The organism is Comamonas sp. UBA7840 (genome assembly GCF_002501455.1).
Classification (GTDB): domain Bacteria; phylum Pseudomonadota; class Gammaproteobacteria; order Burkholderiales; family Burkholderiaceae_C; genus Comamonas; species Comamonas jiangduensis.
In genome coordinates this window covers 106,439-130,167 of record NZ_DLTI01000026.1, presented here as the reverse complement: position 1 = coordinate 130,167, position 23,729 = coordinate 106,439, and the positions used below count along the sequence as shown (strand labels likewise).

27 protein-coding genes are annotated in these 23,729 nt (G+C 59.2%); 13 read left to right on the top strand and 14 right to left on the bottom strand.

Features of this window, described 5'->3' with window-relative positions; translation table 11 throughout:
- The first annotated feature begins 5 nt into the window (after positions 1 to 5).
- The gene (locus tag B3R00_RS10035; protein WP_286998890.1) at positions 6 to 365 is read left to right on the top strand and encodes a 5-carboxymethyl-2-hydroxymuconate Delta-isomerase; all 360 of its coding nucleotides are present in this window, start codon (positions 6 to 8) and stop codon (positions 363 to 365) included.
- A gap of 166 nt (positions 366 to 531) precedes the next feature.
- On the opposite strand, the gene B3R00_RS10030 is transcribed toward B3R00_RS10035, so the two are convergent.
- Both B3R00_RS10030 and B3R00_RS10025 read right to left on the bottom strand, forming a co-directional pair.
- Positions 532 to 975, bottom strand: coding sequence for a CBS domain-containing protein (locus B3R00_RS10030; protein WP_286998889.1), 444 nt, complete (start codon positions 973 to 975; stop codon positions 532 to 534).
- An 89-nt stretch (positions 976 to 1,064) separates the two neighbouring features.
- Positions 1,065 to 2,891, bottom strand: a complete 1,827-nt coding sequence (locus tag B3R00_RS10025; protein WP_286998888.1) for a chorismate-binding protein — start codon at positions 2,889 to 2,891, stop codon at positions 1,065 to 1,067.
- Between the two features lie 174 nt (positions 2,892 to 3,065).
- On the opposite strand from B3R00_RS10025, the gene B3R00_RS10020 reads away from it, so the two are divergent.
- Complete coding sequence (locus tag B3R00_RS10020; RefSeq protein ID WP_286998887.1) at positions 3,066 to 4,565, top strand: sensor domain-containing diguanylate cyclase; 1,500 nt, start codon at positions 3,066 to 3,068, stop codon at positions 4,563 to 4,565.
- Between the two features lie 165 nt (positions 4,566 to 4,730).
- Complete coding sequence (locus B3R00_RS10015; protein WP_286998886.1) at positions 4,731 to 5,402, top strand: tRNA-uridine aminocarboxypropyltransferase; 672 nt, start codon at positions 4,731 to 4,733, stop codon at positions 5,400 to 5,402.
- Positions 5,403 to 5,445: 43 nt separating this feature from the next.
- On the opposite strand, the gene B3R00_RS10010 is transcribed toward B3R00_RS10015, so the two are convergent.
- Genes B3R00_RS10010 through B3R00_RS10000 form a run of 3 tightly spaced genes read right to left on the bottom strand, consistent with a single transcriptional unit; the run spans position 5,446 to position 6,960 of the window.
- Positions 5,446 to 5,826, bottom strand: coding sequence for a hypothetical protein (locus B3R00_RS10010; protein WP_286998885.1), 381 nt, complete (start codon positions 5,824 to 5,826; stop codon positions 5,446 to 5,448).
- Positions 5,816 to 6,007 carry a hypothetical protein gene (locus B3R00_RS10005; RefSeq protein WP_286998884.1) on the bottom strand — a complete coding sequence of 64 codons (192 nt, stop codon included), beginning with the start codon at positions 6,005 to 6,007 and terminating at the stop codon, positions 5,816 to 5,818. Before B3R00_RS10005 ends, B3R00_RS10010 begins: the two co-directional genes overlap by 11 nt.
- A 17-nt stretch (positions 6,008 to 6,024) precedes the next feature.
- Entirely contained in the window at positions 6,025 to 6,960 is a 936-nt protein-coding gene (locus B3R00_RS10000) for a LysR family transcriptional regulator (protein WP_286998883.1), read from the bottom strand.
- Between the two features lie 147 nt (positions 6,961 to 7,107).
- On the opposite strand from B3R00_RS10000, the gene lysA reads away from it, so the two are divergent.
- Positions 7,108 to 8,355 (top strand): diaminopimelate decarboxylase, encoded by a 1,248-nt coding sequence (lysA, locus tag B3R00_RS09995; RefSeq protein ID WP_286998882.1) that lies wholly within the window; start codon positions 7,108 to 7,110, stop codon positions 8,353 to 8,355.
- A 114-nt stretch (positions 8,356 to 8,469) separates the two neighbouring features.
- Here lysA and B3R00_RS09990 read toward each other — a convergent pair whose 3' ends face one another.
- From B3R00_RS09990 to B3R00_RS09975, 4 genes are all read right to left on the bottom strand, one after another.
- Positions 8,470 to 9,486, bottom strand: coding sequence for an NAD(P)H-dependent glycerol-3-phosphate dehydrogenase (locus B3R00_RS09990; RefSeq protein WP_286998881.1), 1,017 nt, complete (start codon positions 9,484 to 9,486; stop codon positions 8,470 to 8,472).
- Positions 9,487 to 9,598: 112 nt separating this feature from the next.
- Complete coding sequence (secB, locus tag B3R00_RS09985) at positions 9,599 to 10,054, bottom strand: protein-export chaperone SecB (protein WP_219162645.1); 456 nt, start codon at positions 10,052 to 10,054, stop codon at positions 9,599 to 9,601.
- 120 nt (positions 10,055 to 10,174) lie between these two features.
- Positions 10,175 to 10,432, bottom strand: a complete 258-nt coding sequence (gene grxC, locus B3R00_RS09980) for a glutaredoxin 3 (RefSeq protein WP_174862914.1) — start codon at positions 10,430 to 10,432, stop codon at positions 10,175 to 10,177.
- A 97-nt stretch (positions 10,433 to 10,529) separates the two neighbouring features.
- Positions 10,530 to 10,937 (bottom strand): rhodanese-like domain-containing protein, encoded by a 408-nt coding sequence (locus B3R00_RS09975; protein ID WP_174862913.1) that lies wholly within the window; start codon positions 10,935 to 10,937, stop codon positions 10,530 to 10,532.
- Between the two features lie 142 nt (positions 10,938 to 11,079).
- Between B3R00_RS09975 and gpmA the strand changes: the two genes are divergently transcribed.
- The 4 genes from gpmA to B3R00_RS09955 all read left to right on the top strand — a co-directional run bounded on the left by gpmA (position 11,080) and on the right by B3R00_RS09955 (position 14,723).
- Positions 11,080 to 11,823 (top strand): 2,3-diphosphoglycerate-dependent phosphoglycerate mutase, encoded by a 744-nt coding sequence (gene gpmA / locus B3R00_RS09970; RefSeq protein WP_174862912.1) that lies wholly within the window; start codon positions 11,080 to 11,082, stop codon positions 11,821 to 11,823.
- A gap of 104 nt (positions 11,824 to 11,927) precedes the next feature.
- A complete protein-coding gene (locus tag B3R00_RS09965; RefSeq protein WP_219162646.1) occupies positions 11,928 to 13,376 on the top strand; it encodes a S41 family peptidase in 1,449 nt (482 codons plus the stop codon).
- 138 nt (positions 13,377 to 13,514) lie between these two features.
- Positions 13,515 to 14,267 carry a HesA/MoeB/ThiF family protein gene (locus B3R00_RS09960; RefSeq protein WP_286998880.1) on the top strand — a complete coding sequence of 251 codons (753 nt, stop codon included), beginning with the start codon at positions 13,515 to 13,517 and terminating at the stop codon, positions 14,265 to 14,267.
- An 87-nt stretch (positions 14,268 to 14,354) separates the two neighbouring features.
- Positions 14,355 to 14,723: a response regulator gene (locus B3R00_RS09955; RefSeq protein WP_286998879.1), complete on the top strand. Its 369-nt coding sequence runs from the start codon at positions 14,355 to 14,357 to the stop codon at positions 14,721 to 14,723.
- 94 nt (positions 14,724 to 14,817) lie between these two features.
- Here the strand turns inward: B3R00_RS09955 and B3R00_RS09950 are convergent, their stop codons facing one another.
- Entirely contained in the window at positions 14,818 to 15,450 is a 633-nt protein-coding gene (locus B3R00_RS09950) for a response regulator (RefSeq protein WP_219162649.1), read from the bottom strand.
- A 152-nt stretch (positions 15,451 to 15,602) separates the two neighbouring features.
- On the opposite strand from B3R00_RS09950, the gene B3R00_RS09945 reads away from it, so the two are divergent.
- From B3R00_RS09945 to B3R00_RS09925, 5 genes are all read left to right on the top strand, one after another.
- On the top strand, positions 15,603 to 16,970 hold the full coding sequence (locus B3R00_RS09945; protein WP_286998878.1) for a CHASE3 domain-containing protein: 1,368 nt from the start codon (positions 15,603 to 15,605) through the stop codon (positions 16,968 to 16,970).
- Between the two features lie 244 nt (positions 16,971 to 17,214).
- Positions 17,215 to 17,382 (top strand): DUF1328 domain-containing protein, encoded by a 168-nt coding sequence (locus B3R00_RS09940; protein WP_174864200.1) that lies wholly within the window; start codon positions 17,215 to 17,217, stop codon positions 17,380 to 17,382.
- A gap of 69 nt (positions 17,383 to 17,451) precedes the next feature.
- Positions 17,452 to 17,889: a hypothetical protein gene (locus B3R00_RS09935; protein WP_286998877.1), complete on the top strand. Its 438-nt coding sequence runs from the start codon at positions 17,452 to 17,454 to the stop codon at positions 17,887 to 17,889.
- A gap of 80 nt (positions 17,890 to 17,969) precedes the next feature.
- Positions 17,970 to 18,290 carry a BON domain-containing protein gene (locus tag B3R00_RS09930; protein ID WP_219162652.1) on the top strand — a complete coding sequence of 107 codons (321 nt, stop codon included), beginning with the start codon at positions 17,970 to 17,972 and terminating at the stop codon, positions 18,288 to 18,290.
- Between the two features lie 118 nt (positions 18,291 to 18,408).
- Entirely contained in the window at positions 18,409 to 19,524 is a 1,116-nt protein-coding gene (locus B3R00_RS09925; RefSeq protein WP_286998876.1) for a zinc-binding metallopeptidase family protein, read from the top strand.
- Between the two features lie 22 nt (positions 19,525 to 19,546).
- Here B3R00_RS09925 and coaD read toward each other — a convergent pair whose 3' ends face one another.
- The 4 genes from coaD to B3R00_RS09905 form a co-directional block, all read right to left on the bottom strand.
- Positions 19,547 to 20,038 (bottom strand): pantetheine-phosphate adenylyltransferase, encoded by a 492-nt coding sequence (coaD, locus tag B3R00_RS09920; RefSeq protein ID WP_286998977.1) that lies wholly within the window; start codon positions 20,036 to 20,038, stop codon positions 19,547 to 19,549.
- A 123-nt stretch (positions 20,039 to 20,161) separates the two neighbouring features.
- Positions 20,162 to 20,884: a 16S rRNA (guanine(966)-N(2))-methyltransferase RsmD gene (gene rsmD / locus B3R00_RS09915; RefSeq protein ID WP_286998875.1), complete on the bottom strand. Its 723-nt coding sequence runs from the start codon at positions 20,882 to 20,884 to the stop codon at positions 20,162 to 20,164.
- A complete protein-coding gene (locus tag B3R00_RS09910; protein WP_286998874.1) occupies positions 20,884 to 22,236 on the bottom strand; it encodes a M16 family metallopeptidase in 1,353 nt (450 codons plus the stop codon). Before B3R00_RS09910 ends, rsmD begins: the two co-directional genes overlap by 1 nt.
- A gap of 17 nt (positions 22,237 to 22,253) precedes the next feature.
- Positions 22,254 to 23,714, bottom strand: a complete 1,461-nt coding sequence (locus B3R00_RS09905) for a M16 family metallopeptidase (protein WP_286998873.1) — start codon at positions 23,712 to 23,714, stop codon at positions 22,254 to 22,256.
- Positions 23,715 to 23,729: the final 15 nt, after the last annotated feature.

Here is a 23,729-nt window from a genome sequence, read left to right as displayed (position 1 = left end):
ACACCATGCCCCACATGACCGTGGAATACACCAACAACCTGCAAGGCATCAACGACACCACGCTGATGGCTGCACTGACCAACGCCGTCTGCGACCACCCCACCGTGGCCGATGAAGCCGATGTCAAAGCCCGTATTGCCGCGCTGAGCAGCTACCAAATTGGCCGCAACAATGCAGGCCGCGCCTTTGCCCACGTGGAACTGCGCCTGATGGCCGGGCGCACGGCTGAAGTGAAGAAAGAGCTCTCAGACCGCCTGGCTGCAGTGTTGAAAGCAGAGATTCCTGCGCAAGCCGGGCTGCAGGTGCAACTGAGCGTAGACATTGTGGACATGGACAAACCCAGCTACTTCAAGGGCAAGCTGTAAGGCTCCGCCCAGCCTGCACGGCTGCACGACTGCGCTACTTCGCTCCCGGGCGAGGCGCTCTGAGCACTGAACGCTGAGCGCCACGTGCTCCAGCAAAAAAGGCCATGGTCGTTTGACCATGGCCTTTTTGATGCTCCGCGTGCAGGGCTGTCGCCTGTTTCAAAGGCTACGAATGCACGCCACCGTGGATGTAATGCTCCAGCTGCGCAATGGTGAACTGCTGCTCAGAGATGATTTGCTTGACCAGGTCACCAATCGAGATCAGACCCACCAACTGCCCGCCGTCCATCACGGGCAAGTGGCGCAGGCGTTTGGAAGTCATCAGTTGCATGCACGCATCGGTGGTCTGAGAAGGCTCCACAAACAACACGGCATCGGTCATCACATCGCGCACACGGGTCTGGTCAGACGTACGCCCCAGCAGTGCCACTTTGCGTGCGTAGTCACGCTCGGTGAAGATCCCCACAATCGTGTCCCCCTCTTTGACCAGCAGGGCACCAATGCCCTTGTCAGCCATCAAGCGCAACGCGCTATACACCGTATCCGATGGGGCGGCAGCATAAACGGCAGGGTCTGCCTTGGATTTGAGAATCTCTGCAACTGTGGTCATAAAACACCTCTCTGCAAAAAACATATGCGTGTTTGCATTTCAGCCTGTCCTTGCGCGCAGTGCAACAGGGCTTTCCACCCATCAGGCTGTCATCCGCCCTCCCCATCGCCGCCTTGCGACGCAGCAACCATCTGGGCCGGCACCCAGCCTCTCAAACTATTGATAAACGCCCACTGCTGAATATGCGGAACATCTGCCACGCGGATCACACCCTCCACCAGGCGGCCTTCGGCCAGTGCTACTTGGCGGCCCACGCCATTCAGCAAACCACAGTGCAGCGCAGGCGTCACCCATTGCCCATCGATCCACGCCGCCACATTGCCGCGCGTGCCCTCGGTGATTTCGCCCGCTTCGTTCCACAACACGGTGTCCAACAGATGGGGCGGCGGCGCAAAGCGCTCGTAATGCACACGGCGGCTGGTTTTAAAGCGCACAAACTCGCTGTGCGCCTCTGCCAAAGGGGCCGGCGCCAATTGCAGATACGCCAGTGGCGGCCCAGGGCTGCACACTTCCACCCGACTGTCGAACAAACCGTTCTTGCCCAAGGCGATACGTACGCGCCACACACCGCTGGGGTGGGTAGCTTGGATGTGCTGCAGGGTGAGCTGCAAAGCCGCGTCGTGGAAGGGGTAGCCAAAATACTGCGCCGCTGCTTGCAAACGCTGCACATGCCAAGGCAGGTGGCGAAAGTACCCTGCTTCCAGCGCCATGGTGGTGATGACCTCAAAGCTCATACTCACTCTTTCCACAAATGCACGCTTGGCGCGCCATTCTTGCCATTCCCCCTGCGCATACGCGCTGGCAGTGATGCCGCTGCCAATACCGCAGCGCAGCGTTTGCCGTGCCTCGCCCTGCACCACCACGGTGCGAATTGGCACGTTAAAGGTGGCACGGATGCCCCCTGCGCCGTCCGAGCGCACCACCCCCAGCGCCCCACAGTACCAACCACGCGGCTCAGCCTCCAGCGCAGCAATAGCCTGCATGGCGGCCCGCTTGGGTGCGCCCGTAACAGAGCCACAAGGAAACAAGGCTTTCACCACCTGTAGCAACGAGGTGCCTTGGGGCAAGCGTGCGCGCACATCCGACGTCATCTGCCACACACTGGGCAGGGCCTGCACATCAAACAAACTGGGCACGTGCACGCTGCCCACCTCGGCCATCTGGCCCAAGTCGTTGCGCAGCAAATCCACAATCATCACATTCTCGGCCCGCTCTTTGACCGAAGTTTGCAAATGCTGCGCCTGCGCGGCGTCTTGTGCAGCCGTTGCGCCGCGTGCGGCAGTGCCCTTCATCGGGCGGGTCAAAATGTCGCCGCTGCCATTGGCGGGCTGGTGCCAGTCAAAAAACAGCTCGGGGGAGACCGAGGCCACTTGCTCAGCCCCCATGTCGACATACAGCGCATAACCACCCGGCTGTGCCTGCTGCAAAGCAGCGAACAACGCTGCGCCATCCACCGCCTGGGAGGCCTGGCCGTGCAACTGCTGCGTGAAGTTGATTTGGTAATAGTTGCCTTGCGCAATGCCGCTGTGGATGGCCTCGATCACTATTTCAAACTGCGCATAGTTCAAGCCACTTTCCCACGCTAGCGCAGGCGTGGCTTGGCATGCACCATCATTTTCAGGAGCGCTATCCAGGGGCGCATCAAACACGGCAAACCACGCCAAAGGCGCTGCGGCAGGCTGGGTAGGCAACGCCGCATTCAACGCACTGGCCGCCTCATAGCGCAAGCCCCCCACGCACCAGGCACCGGTGCGGGCTGCTTGCTCCACTTGCTGCAAAAGGTTTTGCAGCGCCTGCGGCGTGTGTGCTTGCAGGACTGCGCGGGGATGGGCAAAAGCGTGGCGCAGGCGTGCCGTGCCAGCCCGCAGGGGCTGGCTCATATCGACATACGCGGTGGTGGGGGCAATGGCTGTCATACAGGTCACCAGCATAGCGAGATGCGCACCCAACCTGAGTTGCTTGCCGCGAAGCACTGCACAAAAGTACGCCACGCAGTGCCGCACAACCCGCGCATTTTTCAGCGCCAGACTTGCGCGCCCTCAGGCCCTGCCGGAGGAAGTCGGCAATAATTTGCGCCGGAGGTGTGCACAATGACGGATTCGCTTGCTACTGGATTGGACTTTGAGGACATGTTCAATCTCGCGCCAGTTTCGCTGTGGATGGAAGATTACAGCGAACTCAAACGGCTGTTTGACCAATGGCGTGCCGAAGGCATCACCGATCTCCTGGCCTTCCTGCAAGCCGACACCTCCCGTCTGGCGCGCTGCAGCGCCGCTTTCAAAGTGCTGCGCGTCAACCAGTACACGCTGGAGCTGTTTCAGGCCCCCGACCAGGCCACGCTGCAAAGCCGTTTGGGCGAAGTATTTCGGGATGCCATGCTCGACAAGCTCATGCCTGAGCTGCTGGCGCTGTGGGATGGGCAGATGCGCTTTGAAAACCGCTCCATCAACTACGACCTGCGGGGCAATCCGCTCAACGTCCAGATCCGAGGCCAGATCTTGCCCGGCTATGAACATTGCTGGAGCCGTGTCCTGGTCTCTTTGGAAGACATCACTGCCGAAGTGCGAAGCACCGAGCAGTTGCAGCGTAGCGAGCACTACGCCCGCGATTTGTTTGAATACTCGCCCGTATCCCTGTGGGTGGAGGATTTCCGGGAAGTCAAACGCTTGCTCGACGAGGTGCGCAGCCGCGGCATCAGCGATTTCAAGACCTTTTTGAAAGTGCACCCCGAGTTTGTCACGCGCTGCATGCAGGAAATCCGCGTGATCGACGTGAACCAGCAAACCCTCAAGATGTTTGGCGCGCACAGCAAGCACGAGCTGATGCAAAACCTGCGCCAAATTTTTCGTGGCGAGATGTACAACTCGTTTGCCGAGCAGCTGCAAGATTTGTGGGACGGCAAGCTGGTGCAGCAGCGCGAGGTGGTGAACTACGCGCTCTCCGGTGACTTGCTGCACATTCACCTGGAGTTTTCGGTGATGTCCAGCCATGCCAACGACTGGGGGCTGGTGCTGCTATCGCTGGTGGACATTACCGCCCGCAAAAAAGCCGAGGCGTACCTGGAGTACCTGGGCAAGCACGATGTACTGACCCAGCTGCGCAACCGCGCTTTTTACTCGGAAGAGCTCAACCGCCTGACACGCAAAGGGCCGTGGCCAGTCTCCGTGATTGCCTTGGACATGAATGGCCTCAAGGCCATCAATGACGAGCATGGCCACGCGGCGGGTGACGCCATGCTACGGCGCATCGGCGAAGTGCTGTCCAAAGCCGTGGATGCGCCCGACTGCGCTGCACGCATCGGCGGGGATGAGTTCATGGTGCTGATGCCCGGCACGGACGAACGCGGTGTTCAGGCCATGCAAGAGCGCATTGCCTCACTGCTGGAGTTGAACAACCAGTTCTACGCCGGACAGCCCATCCACATGGCCATGGGCTCCACCACCGGCCATGAGGGCACGCCCATCGAAAATGTGGTGCACCGCGCAGACCAAGCCATGTATGCCGAGAAAGTGCGCTTTTACCAGTCACGCGCCCACTTTTTCCAGTCTTCCGAGCACGACCGGCGCATACCGCCATCCAGCGAAGGCTGAGTCGGCGGCCCGTTGCCAGTGCAGGGCCTGGTAGCCGCGCTACCCGTGCAAGGCCAAGGGCATGTGCATGTGCATGCGACTGGCGGATTGAAAAATTCAAGCAAAATCAGCCTCCAGCGCTTACCAGACAAGCGCTAACAGCTATCAACTTTTACGGCTACCGCTTTGTCTCCACGCCCTTTGTGCCCCACCTGTTTGCGCCCCTTGCAGGCCTGCTGGTGCCACTGCATCCACACCGTAGCCAGTCCGGTGCAACTGCTGGTGCTGCAGCACCAGCTGGAAGTGGGGCACGCCAAAAACACGGCGCGCCTGCTGCACCAATGCGTAGCAGGCAGCCGCCTGGAAGTAGGAGAAGTTTTTGCGGCAGCTGACTTGCAGCAGTGGCTACATGCCCCCTGGCCCGGTCAAGCAGCAGATGCCCCGGTGCACACCGCCCTGCTCTACCCCGCCACTGCGCCCGATCCACAGCTGCCGCTGCTCGCGCCTCCCGCACTGCCGGGGGTATGGCTTGCGCAGCCGCAGCAACTGCGCTTGGTCGTGCTGGACGGCACATGGCGCAAAAGCCGCAAAATGCTGTACCTCAACCCCGCCTTGCAGCAATTGCCACGCCTTGCGCTGCACGATGTGCCTGCGGGCCGCTACGTCATTCGCAAAGCCCATTCGCCGGGGCAACTCTCGAGTTTTGAAGCCTCAGCGCTGGCACTGGCCCAGTTGCACAGCTGGAGTGACCGCCACCCGGCATGGCGGGCGCTGATGCAAAGTTTCGATCACGCCATGGCCCACCACCAGCAGTTGCAAGCGCAACACCGCGCCAAGGTGCAGCCTCCAGAGGTCTGAGCGCGCCCCTCGTCCACCTAGGGCAAAGGCCCCTGAGCGCGCCTCAGCACTGGTAAGCACCCACCTTATCTCCCCCCTGCAAAGGGTGAATCGATAGCCCATCGCAGCGCACATGGACCACGCCCCCTTGAGCAAACTCCAGCTCCATGGTCACCACCCCTTGCAGTTCGCAAGGCAGGGGCAATTTCTGAATGCGCTGGCTGGCGTGCAGCACAAAGCCTTGGCGCAGGCGCCCCATGCATGCCGGGGTGTCCAACGCCTCCCAAGGCTCTGCGTGCTCGGCCGTCAGCACCACCGGGGCCCAGACCGTGTCCGCCCGTGGGTCATTCGCATCGCGCAGCCGTGCTGCTGAAAAATGCAGCTGCAAACGGCCATCCTTGCAAGCGCAGCGGGATACTTCAGAATCCGCAAATTCAAAAATCATAGAAAAACCCCTTTCTGTGCCACATGCGCAGCGCCGCATGGCCACTGCTGCCCACATCTTTTCCATGGCGGGCGGGAACACCGCACGCCACGTCCAGCAGTTTCAAGGTATCGCGGGTATTGAGACCGTCGGTGGTCAGCAGTTTGGCCCATCCAGCGAAGGCCCACAGCCCGCTTTGCACGGGCACAAAAGGCTGGCTCAGGCCTGCGGCGGGCGCACCGTGTGCGCGGTTTCCTCCAGCGCCTGCACCAGCCAATCCACTTCAGACACTGCGGGCCGGTGCAAGGGCAGCAGCATATGCACCTGAAACGGAATGGAAAAAGCCAGCCGCCGCACCACCAGGCTGCTGCCTGCACAGGCCTGCGCAGTCAGCGGATTGACAATCGCCACACCCAGCCCGTGCTGCACCATGGCACACACCGCCACGGCACTGAGCGTTTCCAGCAGCATCTTGCGCTGCACGCCTGCCTGGGCAAACACCGCATCAATCTGCATGCGGTAGCTATCGTCACGCGCCAGACTGATGAACGCTTGCCCCTCAAAGTCTTGCGCACTGAGCACCTGCTTGACGGCCAGCGGATGCTGTGCAGGCAGCACCGCCACCTCATCCATGGCGGGTAAAGAACGCATGCGCGTGCCCGGCGGTGGCTCGGCCACTTCGCTCAGGCCCAGGTCAAAACGCTGGGCAGACATCCACTCCTGCAGCAGCGGGCCGTCTTGCGTGGCCACACTGACCGCCACCTCGCCGTGGTTGCGTTGCAAGCGCTCCAAGGCACCGGGCAGCAAAGCGTGGCTCAAGGCCGGCATGCTCAGCACGCTCAAGCTGGCCTGGTGGGGCTGGCCCAGCGCCATGGCGTGTTCCACCACACGGTCCAGCCCGGCCCAGCTGCGCTCCACCTCATCCCACAGCCGCAGGGCACGGGCATTGGGGCGCAAGCGGCCTTGGCTGCGCTCGAACAGCGCATAGCCCAGCAAATGCTCCAGCCGCGCCAGCTCACGGCTGACGGTAGGTTGCGAGGTAAACAGCAACTGCGCCGCGCCCGTGGCACTGCCCGCCAGCATCAAGGCACGAAACACTTCAATATGGCGATGGCCAATGCGTTCCGGATTGGGAGAGAGGGGGGGTGTCGGCATACCCAAAGCATATCCAAAGTGAATAGAACTTTGACAAACAAGCATTGGACTGCATGCAAAAAACTAGAGAAGATGGCAGCAGTTATCTCCCTCATAGGCCCCCAGCGCTTACTGGAAAAGCGCTAGCAGCTACGGAAATTTAAAGCTATGTCTTGCTCTTTCTCGCCCGAACAACTGTGGAATTTGGCTGACGAATTTGGCACCCCCCTTTGGGTTTACGACGCCCAAGTGATTCGTGCGCGCATCGCCCAGCTCCAGGCGTTTGACACCATTCGCTTTGCGCAAAAGGCCTGCTCCAACATCCACATCCTCAAACTCATGCGCGAGCAAGGCGTGAAGGTGGACGCGGTATCGCGTGGCGAAATCTTGCGCGCCGTGGCAGCAGGCTACGTGGCTGGCGGTGAGCCTTCAGACATCGTCTTTACCGCCGACGTGATGGACGTTGCCACCCTGGCCACCGTGGTTGAGCACCAGGTGCCGGTCAACGCGGGCTCCATCGACATGCTGCACCAACTGGGCGCGGCCTCGCCCGGCCACCACGTCTGGCTGCGCATCAACCCCGGTTTTGGCCACGGCCACAGCAACAAGACCAACACCGGCGGCGAGCACAGCAAGCACGGCATCTGGCACACCGACCTGAATGCAGCGCTGGACGCCATCGCCCAGCACGGCCTGCACCTGGCGGGCCTGCACATGCACATTGGCTCGGGCGTGGATTACTCGCACCTGCAAGAGGTGTGCGGCGCCATGGTGGCACTGGTCAAGCGCGCCAAAGAACACGGCCATGACCTGCAGGCCATCTCGGCGGGCGGCGGCCTGTCCATCCCTTACCGCGAAGGCGATGCCACCATCGACACCGAACACTACTTTGGTCTGTGGAACGAAGCACGCAAGCAGGCCGAAGCCATCATCGGTCACCCATTGGGGCTGGAAATTGAACCCGGGCGCTTTTTGGTGGCTGAATCCGGCGTGCTGCTGGGCACCGTGCGCGCCACCAAGGGTGCGGGCAGCAACCACTTTGTGCTGGTCGACACCGGCTTTAACGAGTTGATGCGCCCCAGCATGTACGGCAGCTATCACGGCATGCACATCCAGCGCCGCGGCGTGGGCGTGCTGCCTGCCGTGCGCGACAGCGTGGTGGCCGGCCCGCTGTGCGAGTCGGGCGACGTGTTCACCCAGGGCGACGGCGGCGTGGTGCTGCCACGCGCGCTGGGTGATGCGCAAGTGGGCGACTTGCTGGTCATTCACGACACCGGCGCCTATGGCTCGTCCATGTCCAGCAACTACAACACCCGCCCGCTGGCAGCGGAGGTGCTGGTCGATGGCGAACAGGTGCGCCTGATTCGCCGCCGCCAGACCGTGGAAGAGCTGCTGGCGCTGGAGCTGGGCCTGTAAAGCTTTTTGCAGCGCAGCGCGCAACATGAAAAAGGGAGCCTGTCGGCTCCCTTTGATTTTTCAATTTTCATAGCTGCCAGCGCTTGCTGTACATGCACTAGCGGCTGATTTTGCTTAGAGACCTTCGCGCTTGGGGTCGCGTGCCATCAGGCGCTGCACCGCGGCCTGCGGGGTGATGTGGCCATCCAGCAACTCCACCACCGTGGCAGCGATCGGCATCTCCACGCCCACGGCCTGGGCACGCTGCACCACGGTGCGCGCGCTGTACACGCCCTCGGCCACGTGGCCCAGTGAATCCACCGCCTGCGCCAGCGTCATGCCTTGCGCCAGCAGCAGGCCTACTTTACGGTTGCGCGACAGATCGCCCGTCGCGGTCAGCATCAAATCACCCAGGCCACTCAGGCCCATGAAGGTGTCGGGCTTGGCGCCCAGCGCTACGCCCAGGCGCGTCATTTCCGCCAGACCCCGGGTCAGCAAAGCCGCGCGTGCGTTCAGGCCCAGATCCAGTCCATCGCACAGGCCTGCGGCAATCGCCATCACGTTCTTCACGGCCCCACCGACCTCCACGCCGACGATGTCCTCGTTCGCATACAGCCGCAGCGGCCCGGTGTGAAAGGCCTCCAGCAGTGCTTGGCGCACGGCGGGATGTTTGCTGGCTGCCACCAACAAGGTGGGCTGGCCCTTGGCCACCTCCTGCGCAAAGCTGGGGCCGCTCAATGCCCCGGCCAGCAAACTAGGCGCCACCTGTGCACACACTTCGTGCGGCATCAGCCCCACGCCGCTGCCGCCAGCAGGCACAGCTTCAAAGCCTTTGCACAACCATGCCACGGGCACCGACACCTGGGCTTCGGCCAGCGCTTGCAGGGTGCTGCGCAGCGCCGACATGGGGGTGGCGATGATGATGAGGTCCATGCCCTGCACCGCCTGGGCCAAGGGGGCCGCGCTGCACTGCAGTCCTTGCGGAAAGGCCATGCCCGGCAAATAGCGGGCGTTGCTGCCAGCGGCTTGCATATCCGCCACCTGCTGCGCATTGCGCGCCCACAGCGTGACCTGGTGCCCCGCCGTGTGCCGTGCCGCCCCAATGGCCAATGCCGTGCCCCAGGCCCCGGCACCAATCACAATCAAATTCATAGCTTCTAGCGCTTATATGTATTGGCCTAGCGGCCAAAAAAGCATAAAAAAAGGCCCCGCACGCGGGACCCTCTTTTGTAGCACGCCCACAGGCTGGCAGTGTGACAGTGGCTTACTGCACGGTGCCTTCTGTCTGCGCTGCGGCGGCAGCGTTTTGCTGCTCGTACATGGCTTGAAAGTTGATTTCTGCCAGATGCACAGGGGGAAAGCCTGCGCGGGTCACGATGTCGGCCACAGTGGCACGCAGGTAGGGGTAAATGATTTGGGGGCAAGCCACGCCAATCACGCCACCCATTTGCTCTTCGGGAATGTTGCGGATTTCAAAAATACCGGCTTGCTTGGCTTCCACCAGGAACAAGGTCTTGTCTTCAATCTTGGTTTGCACGGTGGCGGTCACGGCCACTTCAAACAGGCCTTCAGCCACGGGCGTGGCTTCGACGCCCAGTTGAATATCAACATTGGGCTGCTCTTGCTGCAGCAAGATACCGGGGGAATTGGGTTGCTCCAGCGACATGTCCTTCAGATAGACACGTTGAATCTGGAAAACGGGAGTGGCTTGTTCGGACATGGTGTCAGTCTTTCTTGCGCAAAGCTGCGTTCATAAAAAGGCCCGCTCTGCAGTGGCTGCGAGAGCGGGCACCTTAACCAGCCATTATGCAGGCACGCGACCTGCCTGCAAATAATCAGCTTAGGCGTTGAGCAGTGGCACCAACTCGCCCTTAGCATCCAGAGCCACCAAGTCATCGTGACCGCCCACATGGGTGTCGCCAATGAAAATCTGCGGCACCGTACGACGACCCGTGATTTCCATCATCTGCGCGCGGGCGGCGGCATCGCTGTCAATGCGGATTTCTTCAATCTGCTCTACACCCTTGGACTTGAGCACTTGCTTGGCGCGCACGCAGTAGGGGCAGACGGCGGTGGTGTACATCTTCACGGCTTGCATGACAGTCATCCTTTTCTTCGAAAAACAGCGGCCACAAAAAAGGGGCCTCTTGTATAAGACCCCTTGATGGTAGGACAGTTGAATTAATCCAGCAGCCTTAAGCCTTTGTCACGGGCAAATTGGCGTCGCGCCATGCCTTCATGCCACCCGCCAAAGCCTCGGCCTTGTCGTAGCCCAGCTTCTTGGCCTGCTGCTGTGCCCGCACCGCACGGGGGCCTTTCTCGCACACCAGCACTACCGGCAAAGCCTTGTTCTTGGCGACCTGGGGCAGGCGCTCGTCCAGTTGCGACAGCGGGATGTTTTTCGCATTCGCAATGTGGCCTTTGACATATTCCTCAGGCTCACGCACATCCACGATGACCGCTTTTTCGCGGTTGATCTTGGCTACAGCATCGTTGGGCTGCAGCGAACCAGCACCCGCGCCCTTGAGCGTTGGCACCAGCAGCAGGCCACCGGAGACCACTGCGAGCAAAATCAAATACCAGTTTTCAACAATGAAAGTCACGTCAGTCCTTGGGTTGGCAAAGCCGGTGATTTTAAAGGCACAGCCATCCCCCTGAACAACTCACCCTGTACAGCGTGCACCTGCGGCCTAAAATAGCAGGCTACGCCCTTATCCCTTTGTGTTTTTTGCGCAGAAAGAAGCCATGTACAAGCTCGTACTGATCCGCCACGGTGAGTCCACCTGGAACCTTGAAAACCGTTTCACTGGCTGGACCGATGTGGACCTGACGCCCACCGGCGTCTCTCAGGCCATGTCGGCCGGCAAGCTGCTGAAGGCGGAAGGCTTCGAATTTGACCTGGCCTACACCTCGGTGCTCAAGCGCGCCATCCACACCCTGTGGTACGCCTTGGACGAGATGGACTGCACCTGGCTGCCTGTGCGTAAAGACTGGCGCCTGAACGAGCGCCACTACGGCGGTCTGCAAGGCTTGAACAAGGCTGACATGGCGAAGCAGTATGGCGACGCCCAGGTGCTGCAATGGCGCCGCAGCTACGATGTGCCGCCACCAGCGCTGGAGCCCACCGATGCCCGCAGCGAACGCAGCGATCGCCGCTACGCCGAGCTGAACCCCGAGCAAGTGCCGCTGACCGAATGCCTCAAAGACACCGTAGCACGCGTGGTGCCGTTCTGGACCGACACCCTGGCCCCCCAGATCAAGGCAGGCAAGCGCATCGTCATCGCCGCGCACGGTAACTCCATCCGCGCCTTGGTCAAGTATTTGGACAATATTGCAGATGACGCTATCGTTGGGGTCAACATTCCCAATGGCATCCCCCTGGTGTACGAGCTGGATGAAAACCTCAAGCCCATCCGCAGCTACTATCTGGGCGATGCCGAAGCTGCCGCCAAAGCTGCAGCAGCTGTCGCCGCACAAGGCAAGGCTTGAATCGGTAACACCCTACCTGCCTACGGGTGGATGGGCCCTTGGCCCACCACCGGCAAGGCAGCGCCGTGTATATTTGTCCACGCTGATCTAAAACTAAAGTCTCTATGAGCCAAAAACTCAAAATTGCTGGCTGGGTATCGCTGGGCGTTCTAGCGGGTGCATTGACCACGGTGTCTTTGCAAACGGTTGCACGTGGCGGCATCTCTCCGCTTCCTCTGGAAGAAATCCAGCAGCTGTCGGCTGTATTCGGCATCATCAAGACGGATTACGTCGAGGCTGTGGACGATAAAAAGCTCATCACCGATGCCATTTCAGGCATGGTGTCCAGCTTGGACCCCCACTCGCAGTATTTCGATAAAAAAACCTTCAAGGAATTCCGCGAAGGCACCTCCGGCCGCTTTGTCGGCGTAGGTATTGAAATCACGCAAGAAGATGGGCTGATCAAAATTGTCTCGCCCATTGAAGGCTCTCCCGCAGACCGCGCGGGCCTGAAGCCTGGCGACCTGATCACCAAAATTGACAGCACCGCTGTCAAAAGCTTGAGCCTCAACGATGCTGTCAAGCGCATGCGGGGTGAGCCCAAGACCAAGGTGGAGCTGACCATCCTGCGCAAGGATGAAAGCCGCAGCTTCCCCGTCACCATCACGCGCGAAGAAATCAAGACCCAGTCAGTCAAGGGCAAATTGATTGAGCCCGGTTACGGCTGGGTACGCTTGAGCCAGTTCCAGGAACGCACGGTCGACGACTTTGTGCGCAAGATTGAAGAAATCTACAAAGAAGACCCCAACATCAAGGGCTTGGTGCTGGACCTGCGCAACGACCCCGGTGGACTGCTGGACGCTGCAGTCGCCATCTCTGCCGCCTTCTTGCCTGAAGGCGTGACGGTGGTCAGCACGAATGGCCAGCTGGAAGAAAGCAAGGCCACCTTCAAGGCCACACCAGAGTTCTACGCACGCCGTGGCTCGGGTGATCCCCTGCAGCGCCTGCCCGCCGCACTCAAAAAAGTGCCTCTGGTGGTGCTGGTGAACGAAGGCTCTGCTTCGGCCAGCGAGATCGTGGCCGGTGCTTTGCAAGACCACAAGCGCGCCACCATCATGGGCAGCCAGTCGTTTGGCAAGGGCTCGGTGCAAACCGTGCGCCCCCTGGGCCCCGACACAGGCCTGAAGCTGACGACCGCGCTGTACTACACCCCCAGTGGCAAATCCATCCAGGCCAAGGGCATCGTGCCCGACGTGATGGTGGACGAGACCGCAGAGGGCGATGTCTACGCTGCCCTGCGCATGCGCGAATCTGACCTAGAAAAGCACATCGGCAACGGCGACCCCAGTGCCGAAGCGCAAGCCGTGGCAGCACGCGAGAAACTGCGTGAAGAAGCGCGCAAGCGTCTGGAAGAGGACAGCAAAAAACCCGTGGCGGAGCGCCGACTGCCTGAGTTTGGCTCCGCCAAGGACTTCCAACTGCAACAGGCCTTGAACCAGCTCAAGGGTCTGCCCGTCAAAGTCAGCAAGACTTTGACCGAGCGTGAGCCCGAGAAAAAGGACAAGGACGAATAAACAAAGATAGCAGCCAGCGCTTATCGCTTCTTGATTTCACTATCCAAAGTATTTGAAAGCCAAGAAATACAAGCGCTAGCAGCTCTCTTTTTTCAAAACAGCCGGGTATATATGCCCGGCTTTTTTCATGGACACACCATGAACGACGACCAACTTCTACGCTACTCGCGCCACATCCTGCTCGACGAAGTCGGCATCGAAGGCCAGCAAGCCATGCTGGACGCACGCGCGCTCATCATTGGTGCCGGTGGCTTGGGCTCCCCGGCTGCGCTTTATCTCGCTGCCTCTGGCGTGGGCCACATCACCTTGGTGGACCATGACACCGTCGATCTGACCAATCTGCAGCGCCAAATTGCCCACACCACGGCGCGTGTAGGCCAGCCCAAGGTGCAGTCTGCTGCACAGGCACTGCAGGCGCTCAACCCCGATGTCCAAGTGCAATGCATCCAGCAACATGCCGATGCCGTTTTGCTTGACGAACTTGTCTCACAGGCCAGCGTCGTTTTGGACTGCTGCGATAACTACCGTACACGGCAAACTGTGAATGCGGCATGTGTCAAACACCGTGTTCCTTTGGTGGCTGGCGCCATCATTCGCTTTGATGGGCAGATCACGGTATTTGACCCGCGCAAAGACACCTCGCCGTGCTATGCCTGTCTGTTTGCCCCTGAGGAGGAGTTTGAGGAAGTGCAGTGCTCCACCATGGGCGTTTTGGCACCATTGGTCGGTGTCATTGGTGCTATGCAAGCGGCAGAAGCGCTGAAAATCATCACTGGCATTGGTGACCCACTGGTCGGCAAGCTGTTGATGTTAGATGGAAAAAGTATGGAGTGGTCGCGCATGCGCACCAGCCGAAATCCTGAGTGCTCCGTCTGTTGTAACAACAAGTAGGAGATTGACTACACCTTCTGCGAAATGAGCAATGCAAAATGGCCCCTCAGTTTTCACTAACCCCCTTTTACTTGCCCTACTAGCACCGTGACACTCAAGACTTTTTTCGTGGAAGACAATGCCACGATCCGCGAAAATTTGATTGAGACGCTGCTCGAACTCTCAGATGTTGAGCCCGTCGGCTATGCAGAAACCGAAGCCGAAGGCACTGCATGGCTCACGGATGCGCACAACGATTGGGATTTGGCCATCGTCGATTTGTTTTTGCGGCAAGGCAGTGGCCTAGGCGTGGTGGCTGCCTGCCAAAAACGCAAACCCGGCCAACGCGTGATCGTGCTCAGCAACTACGCCACCTTGGACGTCAGGCAACGATGCACCGAATTGGGGGTGGACGCCATTTTTGACAAATCCAATGAGATCGAGTCCTTGCTGGATTTCTGCATGGAAATGGGCTGAGTCTTCAGACAACCAAATGGGCATAAAAAAAGCTGGGTATCACCCAGCTTTTTTTATCCTCGCGACAGCGAGCACTGAATCGATGACTCAATGATCAATCAATCAGCTTGTTCTTCAAAGCGTAGTACGTCAAATCGCTATTTGAAGACAAGGCCATCTTTTCCATCAAGCGGGTGCGGTAGGTACTTACCGTCTTCACGCTCAAAGACAGCGACTTGGCAATGTCTCCGGCAGTTTCGCCCTTGGCCAGCTTCAGAAACACCTGAAATTCACGCTCAGAAAGCTGCTCATGCGGCGGTGCATCATCTTTGCGATTGAGCTGCTGGGCCAGCAAATCGGCCACCGTAGGCGTCAGATAGCGACGACCCAAGGCAATCGTGCGAATGGCCTCTGCAATCTCCTTGGGTTCGCACTCTTTATTCAGGTAACCACTTGCGCCTTGGCGAATCAGATTGATCGCATAGTGCTCTTCAGGGTAGCCACTCAAAATCAAGATACCCATGTCTGGCGCCTTAGCGCGCAGCATCGCCAACGCATCCAAGCCACTTTGCCCTGGCATGGACAAGTCCATCACCAGCACATCAATGTCTTGCTGACGCACCAGATCAATCGCTTCACGCCCATTGCTTGCCTCACCTGCAACGCGCAAGTCCACGTGCTCAGACAAATACTGGCGCAGTCCCGAGCGCACAATCGCATGGTCATCCACGATACCTACTTTGATCATCGAAGCCTCTTTCCTGTTTTCAGGGACACATCCCTATACGTTCTAAGTTTCGCAATACAAATGCTTGCAGCACACAGCGCTAACCCTGTCTCAAAGCAACTTGATTATGTCCACCATCTGCCCCAAACTGAACGTCAGTTGGAGGAATCACTGTGAATTGGACAACGTTACGCCGTATGGCCATTAGTTTGCCGCTGGCAATCCTTGCGGCATGCCTCATGATTGGCGTCAGCGAATACGGCTACAAACAAACAAGCGAATTGCTTACAAACCTGACGCGTGCATACGACATCCGTACCTCGATCAGTGTGCTGATGAAAGACATGCTCAATGCCGAGACAGGTTTGCGCGGCTATTTACTGACCAATGACCCTAAGTATTTAGAGCCTTATCAAGAAGCAAGCAAAGATATTTCCAGGTCTTTAGAAAACATTCGAAAAAACATCGAGAACGACCCCAGTAAATCCGACGTTTTTCTGGCATTGGGCCAGAGCATTGCGAGAAAAACTGCGGAAATGGATTTAAGCCTGAAGCTGTTTCGCGAAGGCAATGCCGATGCGTTGAAGTTTGTCATGTTCACCGACATGGGCAACAGCGATATGAACAGCATCCGCACCCTCTCGCGTGAGCTGGAAGAGTCTGTCGTGCAAGAAGCCCAGCGCTATCAAGATGAAGTGCAGTCTTCCCTGGTGTGGGCGCGTGTGGGCGTTGCCACGATCACCCTCATAGGCCTGCTGGCTTTTTACCTGTACCTGCGCCAGCACAATATCGTCGAGCGCTTGCACAAGCGGGAGCAAGCCCTGCTGTCGGAAGAGCGCACACGCTTGGAGCAACTGGTGCGCGAGCGTACTGCCACCCTGACAGAGTTGGCTAATCACTTGCAACAAGTCCGCGAAGACGAGCGCGGGCATTTGGCACGCGAGCTGCACGATGAACTGGGCGCGCTGTTGACTGCCGCAAAACTCGATGTCGCACGCTTGAAGTCCAAGATCGAAATGTCCAACCCCGAAGTTGCCGACCGCGTCAAGCACCTGACGGAAACGCTGAACAGCGGGATTGCACTCAAGCGCCGCATCGTGGAAGACCTGCGTCCTTCGTCGTTGGCCAATCTAGGCCTCTCTACATCCTTAGAGATTTTGACCAACGAGTTCTCACAGCGTATTGGTGTTGAAGTCGACGCGAATTTGGAAGCTGTTGAACTACCAGATGCGACCGAATTGACCATCTACCGCTTGGTGCAAGAGTCGCTGACCAATATTGGCAAATACGCCAAAGCCAGCAAAATTGCAGTCAGCGTCCACAACTACCCCACCTATGTCGCAGTGCAAATTCAAGATAACGGCGAGGGATTTGACCTGGCATCTATCCGGCCCAACTCCCACGGTCTCGCCGGCATGCGCCATCGCGTTGAAGCCACGGGTGGGCGCCTGACCATCAATTCTGCAATCGGCGAGGGGACCACTATTTCAGCGGTCATCCCCACCGGTGCCAGCACCACCGAGGCACTGGCTACAGCCTGAGCCACATCTACGCCTCTCTACCAAGCCACCTCAGGGTGGCTTTTTTGCGCAACGATGCACCTTGAAACACATCGGCACTAGCGTAGGCCATCACGCACCCAGCGCAGCGCAGCAACCTGACACACATGGGCACGCAGTACTGGCACAGCTGCGTCCTGCATCTCACTACAGTGAAGGCACTGGTGAAAGCGCTGTACGCAACATGCGGCGCTGCACATTGCAAACAACTTGAGGAGGCTAGTCCATGCTGCATTACGCCGTTGTATTTCTCATCATCGCTCTGATTGCCGCCGTTTTTGGTTTTGGTGGCATTGCATCTGGGGCTGTCGGTATTGCCAAAATTTTGTTCTTTATCTTCGTGGTCATGGCAGTGGTTACGTTCGTCATGAGCCTGCTGAAAAAAAAGGGCTAACCCCGCCATTGGTCTTGCGCTGCGCTGTACGCGCACCGCACCCTATCAATATGTACTGAGAAAGTTGTTATGACCCATATCGAAGACTCGAAGAAGAAAATTGCGGAAGCTGCTGATGCCACCAAGGAGGCTGTGAAAGACGCAGCCGCCACCGCCAAGGCCAGTGCCAAAGAGTTTGTACAAGACACTGAAAACTCGGCCCAAGAAGCCATTCATACTACCCGTGAAGCTGCACGCAATGCGTTCGATCAGGCGCAAGAAGGTGTTCGCGCTGTAGAAAAAGAACTCAGCCCCGCGATTGATGACTTGACAGCACGCGCCCAAGAGTTTTGCCACAAAAGTATCAATTTCTGCGCTGAAAGCTCTGACCGTGCACGCCGCCAATTCCAACAAGCCGCGGAAAGCACCACACGCTATGTTGTGGAACAGCCTTGCAAATCCATGCTGATGGCCGCAGCGGCAGGAGCGGCGGTAGCCGCTGCTTTCCTAGTTGGCCGCCGCCGTTAAAAAAACCTTACTTTTCCCTCAGAGTGCAGGGGTGCCACATGGCGTCTTGCACCACTTACTTCCAACGCAGAAAGGCAACTATGAATAAAACCACCCGTGCTATTGCTTTTGCAACCTTGGTCGGTGCCACCATCATTGGTGCCACAGGCTGCTCCGTCGCCCGCAACCAGCAAACCGTAGGCTCTTATGTGGATGATGCAGGCATCACCACGGCGGTCAAGGCCAAGTTTGCCGAAGACAAGAACGTGGCGGCCACATCTATCAGCGTAGAGACGTTGAAGGGCACCGTGCAGCTATCTGGCTTTGCCAAGAGCCAGGCCGAGAAAGACCGTGCAGAATCACTCGCACGCAGTGTGAAGGGCGTGGTATCCGTGCGCAACAGCATCGTGGTACGCCCTTAAATCCAGCCCAAGCGGGTGAACTCCGCCTTTGCACAAAAGGTGGTGCCCACTACACACTGCCGACCTCAATGAGGTCGGCATTTTTTATTTCCCGGATTCCTCGCTAAGCTCAACCTCTATGCGCGCTTTTAACTGTGACCATTGCGGACATCTGGTGTTTTTTGAAAGCACCAGCTGTGTGCATTGCGGCTGCTCCCTGGCTTTTGTGCCAGAACAGATGCGCATGGCGGCACTGGCACCGTCAGACAGCACACCGGGAATGTGGGTGCCGCAATCGCCCGCATTGGAGCAAACAACGCCTTTGCTGCGCATGTGCCACAACCGCAGCAGCCAAGGTGCTGCCTGTAACTTCACGACGGATGCTGATGGCACTCAGTCCTATTGCGTCTCTTGCCGCCAGACCCGCTGGTTGCCCAATTTTGAAAATCCACAGAACCTGCTGCGCGCCAACCAGCTCGAGAACGCCAAACGTTATCTTTTTTATACGCTGTCCTGTTTGCAACTGACCTCATTGCAAGGTCTGCCAGCCCCTGTCTTTGATTTTTTGGAAGATCAGCCGGGGCAAACACCGGTCATGACGGGGCATGCCAGCGGCACCATCACCCTGAACGTGGCAGAAGCAGATGATGATGAACGGGCACGGCGCCGATTGGCCATGTTTGAGCCTTACCGCACACTGCTTGGGCATTTGCGCCATGAGTCTGGTCATTTCTTTTGGGATGTGCTGATCAAAGACTCGGCATGGTTGCCTCGTTTTCGCGCTTTATTTGGTGACGAGCGCCAAGACTATGCCCAAGCCTTGGAAGCCCACTATGCACGTGGGCCCGCTGGCCCTGATGGCTGGCAGCAACAGCACATCAGCGCCTATGCGGCAACCCACCCCTGGGAGGACTGGGCAGAGACATGGGCCCATTACCTGCACACCATGGACTTGGTAGAAACTGCCGCCAGCTACCGGGTGCAGTTACGTCTTCCGGGGCATTTGGCCAGTTGGCCGCCGATGGAAGATCCGTTCACCCCCATCCACACACCGTTTGAGCACATCTTGCAACAGTGTGTGCCGCTCACCCTGATGCTCAACAGCCTCAACCGCAGCCTGGGGCACAGCGATGCCTACCCCTTTGCGCCGTCACCCGGTGCAGTCACCAAGCTGCAGTTTGTTCACGAAGTGGTCATGGAGCACCGCATGCGGTGGGCTGCCCACGCGCTAGCGACAGAACGAGAAGTCAGGTAGCCCTCTTCCAACGGCTTTCCCTTCAGCGTGCAAGCTTTGCCAACAGGGCTTGCAGCACCGTAGGTGATACAAACTTGCGCACCTCATCGCCACCCAGCGTAGCAATTTCGCGCACCAAGGTGCTGCTGATGAACATGGTTTCCGCGCTGGGCGTGAGGAACACCGTCTCTGCCGTAGGCAGCAAGTGTTTGTTCATGCCCGCCAGCTGAAATTCGTAATCAAAGTCGGTGCCTGAGCGCAAACCACGCACCATCACGGTGGCGCCCTGTGCCAAGACAAAATCACGCACCAAGCCATCAAAGCTTTCCACGCGCACGTTCGGCACATCGGCAAACACGGCCCGCGCCAATCCCATGCGCTCGTCCAGGGTGAACATGGTTTTCTTGTGGTGGGCCATGGCCACGCCCACCACCACCGTGCCAAACATGGCGCTGGCGCGGCGGATCATGTCTTCATGCCCCAGAGTGATCGGGTCGAATGTGCCGGGGTAAACGGCAACCACGTGCTCGGCCATAGCGGTCTCCATGCTTTTTTCAATGATGGCGGGCATTATGCCTTTGGAAGTTTTAGGCATAAAAATAGCTGCCAACGCTTATGTAAAAAGCGCTAGCAGCTATAAATTTAAAGACACCGCGTTTTAAACAGCGATCTTTTTCAGCAAATGTGCATGCACTGCACCTGCCTTCAAATAACGGTGCTGCTGCAGCCCAAATTCAGCCAATGCCTCATCCGTCCACGCGCGCGGCGCTTCCAGATAGATCAAACCATCGTCGGCCACCGCATGGGCTGCGGCCTTGATGGCAGGCACAAACAGCGCTTCGGCACCAAAAGGCGGATCCACAAAAATGGCATGCCAATGGCCTGGTGCGCTCTGCGTCAGCGCGGCAATGCCATCACCGCGCTGCACCTGCACACCTTCGGCCTTGAGCTGCTGTGCCAAACGCTCCAGCTGCAGGGCCAGCCCTGCATCGTTTTCCACCAGGCGCACCTGCGCCGCACCACGTGATGCGGCTTCAAAGCCCAAAGCGCCAGTGCCCGCAAAGGCATCGATGCAGCGCCAGCCACCCAAGTCTTGGCCCAGCCAGTTGAACAGCGTTTCACGCACGCGATCGGGCGTGGGGCGCAGGCCCGGGCGCTGCGCCACAGCCAGTCGTGTGCGGCGCCACTGGCCACCGATGATGCGCACTTCACCCGCGCCAGCGCTGCCCGGCTTGGCAGGCTTTTGCGCTTTGCTGCCCGGTTTTTTGCCGGCAGCCACGGCCAAGGCTTCGGCTTCTGCTTGCTTGAAGGCTTCGCGTTTTTTCAGACGCGCTTCCAACGCCAAGGCTTCTTCGATCGTGCGATAACTGTTGCGACCCATTATTTCTTTCCCCCTAACACCACGGTCACCATGCGATCCGGCTGGATCGCACGCTGCATGGCGCTGCGCACATCGTTCACCGTCAAGGCTTCGATTTTGTCCGTCCAATGGTCCAAATAGTCCAAGGGCAAATCGTTCCAAGCGATGTTGGCCACATTGGCCAACAGCTTGCGATTGCTGTCGATACGCAGCGCAAAACTACCAATCAGATTGTCCTTGGCATCACGCAGTTCTTGCTCCGTAGGGCCTTCTGCCACAAACTTAGCCAAGGTTTCCTGCGCCACCTGGCGCGCTTGCTCGGCCTGATCGGGGCGGGTTTGCAGGCTGACCACAAAGGCCCCCGCATGCAGCCCGGGCGAGAAGCTGCTGGAGACGCCATACGTCAGCCCCCGCTTTTCGCGCACCTCTTCCATCAGGCGCGAGACTAGCCCGCCCCCGCCCAGAATGTGGTCGCCCACCAGCAGGGCCAGAAAATCTGGGTCATTGCGTTTGATGCCAGGCTGACCGATCAGCACCTGCGCCTGCGCAGACTGGAAGGGGATGCGGACATCTTGCGCGGCCTTCAGCGCAGGCACCTCATCCACGGCTGGCAGCGGCTGGCAGCCTTTGCCATCGTCTTTGGGCAATTGCGACAGCAGTTGCGTCACCAAGGCATCGGCCTGTGCTTTGTCTACCGCCCCCACCACGCTGACTTTGGCGCGGCAAGCCTGGATGTACTGGTCGTGAAACGCCCGGATGGCTTTCACATCAATCTTGGCCAGCGTTTGCTCGGTAGTGCGCCAGCCGTAGGGGTGGCCGCCATACACCGCCTGGGTAAAAGCGCGGCCTGCGACGGTGCCGGGGCGGGTGTTCGACTCTGCAATCGATGCGCTCCAGCGCGCACGGTCACGCTGCCACACGTCGGCAGGCAAGCTGGGGTGGGCAATCTGGCGGGCCGCCAGTTGCACCGAACGCTGCAGCAAATCAGGCACTGTCAGGCTGCGCAGCGAATAGTTGAAGCTGTCTTTGCCGGCCCCCGCGTCGAACGAGGCCCCCAAATCAGCCCAGGCTTCACCCAAGGCGTTTTCATCCAGTGCGGGCTGCTGGCCCTGGGCCTTCACCCCCTTGTCCGTCATCATGGCCAGTGCGGTGGCCAGCCCTGCTTGGTCTTGCGGCTCTCGGCGCGCACCGGCATCAAATGCCACCTGAATGTCCACCATGGGAATGCTGGGGCTTTCCACCAACCACACCTTGGCGCCCGAAGCTTGTTGCCAGTGCTGAATGGGCAGCACGGCCCAGGCAGAGTTCACGCCAAAACCAGCCAAGGTGCAAGCCAGCCAAGCGCCAGCAGCTATTGTTTTCGTCTTCATCATCAAGCTTTCCGTGGGGTTCAGTGCTGGAGCGTGTTGGCATCCACAGGCGATGCGGGGCGTGCGGTCTGGCCTGCAGGGCGCGGCTGGGGCACCAAGGTGCCGACGGTCAACTGATCCGCCCGGAAGTACTGGCCGGCCACGCGCTGCACATCGGCGGCGCTGATGTCCATCAAGGCCTTGACCAGCAAATCATCGGCATTCACCGGCATGCCCAGCACCCAGTAATTACCCAAGCCCTGGGCTTGCCCCATCACGGAGTCGCGCTCATAAATTTGTGAGGCCAGCCACTGTGTTTTGACGCGCTGCAGCTCTGCCGCGTTCACGCCCTCTTTGGCAATTCTTGCAATTTGCGCCTGCAATGCTTTTTCCAGCTGGGCAGGCGTTTTGCCCTTGGCGGGCACGCCCGACAAGATAAACAGCGCCGGCCCTCGCCCCATAACGCTGGCAGAGCTGCTGGCGCTGTCGGCCACGCGGTCTTTGCCCTGTACCAAGGCACGCTCGAGCCGAGCACCGTCATAGCCGTCCAGCACCGCAGAAAGCACCAGCAGGGCCAGGGCGTCTTTGTCTTGCGCAGTCAGGTTCTCGACGTTGCGGATGGAGGGCACGCGGTAGGCCATGGCCACAAACGCCTGCTCAGCGGGCTGCTTGACTTCAATGCGGCGCACGCCAATTTGCTGCGGCTCTTCGCGGGGCTTGCCAACTGCCGATGGCCGCGCAGGAATCTGGCCATAGGTGGCCTCGGCCCAGGCTTTGACCTGGGCCACATCCACATCCCCCGCAATAACGATGGCTGCATTGGCAGGCACATACCAGTCGCGGTGAAAGTTGCGCACGTCATCGGCCGTCATGGCGTCCAGATCGTTCATCCAGCCCACCACAGGGCGGCCATAGGGGTTGGCCATGAAGACGGCTGCCGACAACTGCTCAAACAACATGCCGCGCGGGTTGTCTTCGGTGCGCATGCGTCGCTCTTCCTTGATCACCTCGATTTCCTTGGTGAACTCGGCATCGGGCCATTGGTTGTGGGCAAAGCGATCTGCCTCTAGCGCCATCACATCACGCAGGCGGTTGGAAGGGATTTGCTGGTAATAGCCTGTGTAGTCACGGTTGGTGAAGGCGTTTTCCTGCCCACCCAAGGCCGCCACACGGCGCGAAAACTCACCCGGCGCCAGTTGCTGGCTGCCTTTGAACATCATGTGCTCCAGCGCATGGGCAACGCCGGTGGTGCCATCCACCTCCTCCATGGCCCCCACGCGCAGCCACAGCATATGCACCGCCGTGGGTGCACGGCGGTCGGGCTGAACAATCAGCTGCATACCGTTGGCCAGCGTGAACTGCTGCACCGCCGTGGCCGGATTGGCTTTTTGCGCGCTGGCCCACGCATTCAGCGATGTGGAAATCGTGCCCGCTGGCGCCGAATTCTCGGCTGCAGCACTCAGGCTGGCCACCAGCATTAGGAGGGATAAAGTTCGTTTCATAGAATGCAGGATTCT

Coding starts and splice junctions, on each gene's coding strand:
- B3R00_RS10035 (WP_286998890.1), top strand. CDS start 6: ATGCCCCACATGACCGTGGAATACACCAACAACCTGCAAGGCATCAAC.
- B3R00_RS10030 (WP_286998889.1), bottom strand. CDS start 975: ATGACCACAGTTGCAGAGATTCTCAAATCCAAGGCAGACCCTGCCGTT.
- B3R00_RS10025 (WP_286998888.1), bottom strand. CDS start 2,891: ATGACAGCCATTGCCCCCACCACCGCGTATGTCGATATGAGCCAGCCC.
- B3R00_RS10020 (WP_286998887.1), top strand. CDS start 3,066: ATGACGGATTCGCTTGCTACTGGATTGGACTTTGAGGACATGTTCAAT.
- B3R00_RS10010 (WP_286998885.1), bottom strand. CDS start 5,826: ATGATTTTTGAATTTGCGGATTCTGAAGTATCCCGCTGCGCTTGCAAG.
- B3R00_RS10000 (WP_286998883.1), bottom strand. CDS start 6,960: ATGCCGACACCCCCCCTCTCTCCCAATCCGGAACGCATTGGCCATCGC.
- lysA (WP_286998882.1), top strand. CDS start 7,108: ATGTCTTGCTCTTTCTCGCCCGAACAACTGTGGAATTTGGCTGACGAA.
- B3R00_RS09990 (WP_286998881.1), bottom strand. CDS start 9,486: ATGAATTTGATTGTGATTGGTGCCGGGGCCTGGGGCACGGCATTGGCC.
- secB (WP_219162645.1), bottom strand. CDS start 10,054: ATGTCCGAACAAGCCACTCCCGTTTTCCAGATTCAACGTGTCTATCTG.
- grxC (WP_174862914.1), bottom strand. CDS start 10,432: ATGCAAGCCGTGAAGATGTACACCACCGCCGTCTGCCCCTACTGCGTG.
- gpmA (WP_174862912.1), top strand. CDS start 11,080: ATGTACAAGCTCGTACTGATCCGCCACGGTGAGTCCACCTGGAACCTT.
- B3R00_RS09965 (WP_219162646.1), top strand. CDS start 11,928: ATGAGCCAAAAACTCAAAATTGCTGGCTGGGTATCGCTGGGCGTTCTA.
- B3R00_RS09960 (WP_286998880.1), top strand. CDS start 13,515: ATGAACGACGACCAACTTCTACGCTACTCGCGCCACATCCTGCTCGAC.
- B3R00_RS09950 (WP_219162649.1), bottom strand. CDS start 15,450: ATGATCAAAGTAGGTATCGTGGATGACCATGCGATTGTGCGCTCGGGA.
- B3R00_RS09940 (WP_174864200.1), top strand. CDS start 17,215: ATGCTGCATTACGCCGTTGTATTTCTCATCATCGCTCTGATTGCCGCC.
- B3R00_RS09935 (WP_286998877.1), top strand. CDS start 17,452: ATGACCCATATCGAAGACTCGAAGAAGAAAATTGCGGAAGCTGCTGAT.
- B3R00_RS09930 (WP_219162652.1), top strand. CDS start 17,970: ATGAATAAAACCACCCGTGCTATTGCTTTTGCAACCTTGGTCGGTGCC.
- B3R00_RS09925 (WP_286998876.1), top strand. CDS start 18,409: ATGCGCGCTTTTAACTGTGACCATTGCGGACATCTGGTGTTTTTTGAA.
- coaD (WP_286998977.1), bottom strand. CDS start 20,038: ATGGCCGAGCACGTGGTTGCCGTTTACCCCGGCACATTCGACCCGATC.
- rsmD (WP_286998875.1), bottom strand. CDS start 20,884: ATGGGTCGCAACAGTTATCGCACGATCGAAGAAGCCTTGGCGTTGGAA.
- B3R00_RS09910 (WP_286998874.1), bottom strand. CDS start 22,236: ATGATGAAGACGAAAACAATAGCTGCTGGCGCTTGGCTGGCTTGCACC.
- B3R00_RS09905 (WP_286998873.1), bottom strand. CDS start 23,714: ATGAAACGAACTTTATCCCTCCTAATGCTGGTGGCCAGCCTGAGTGCT.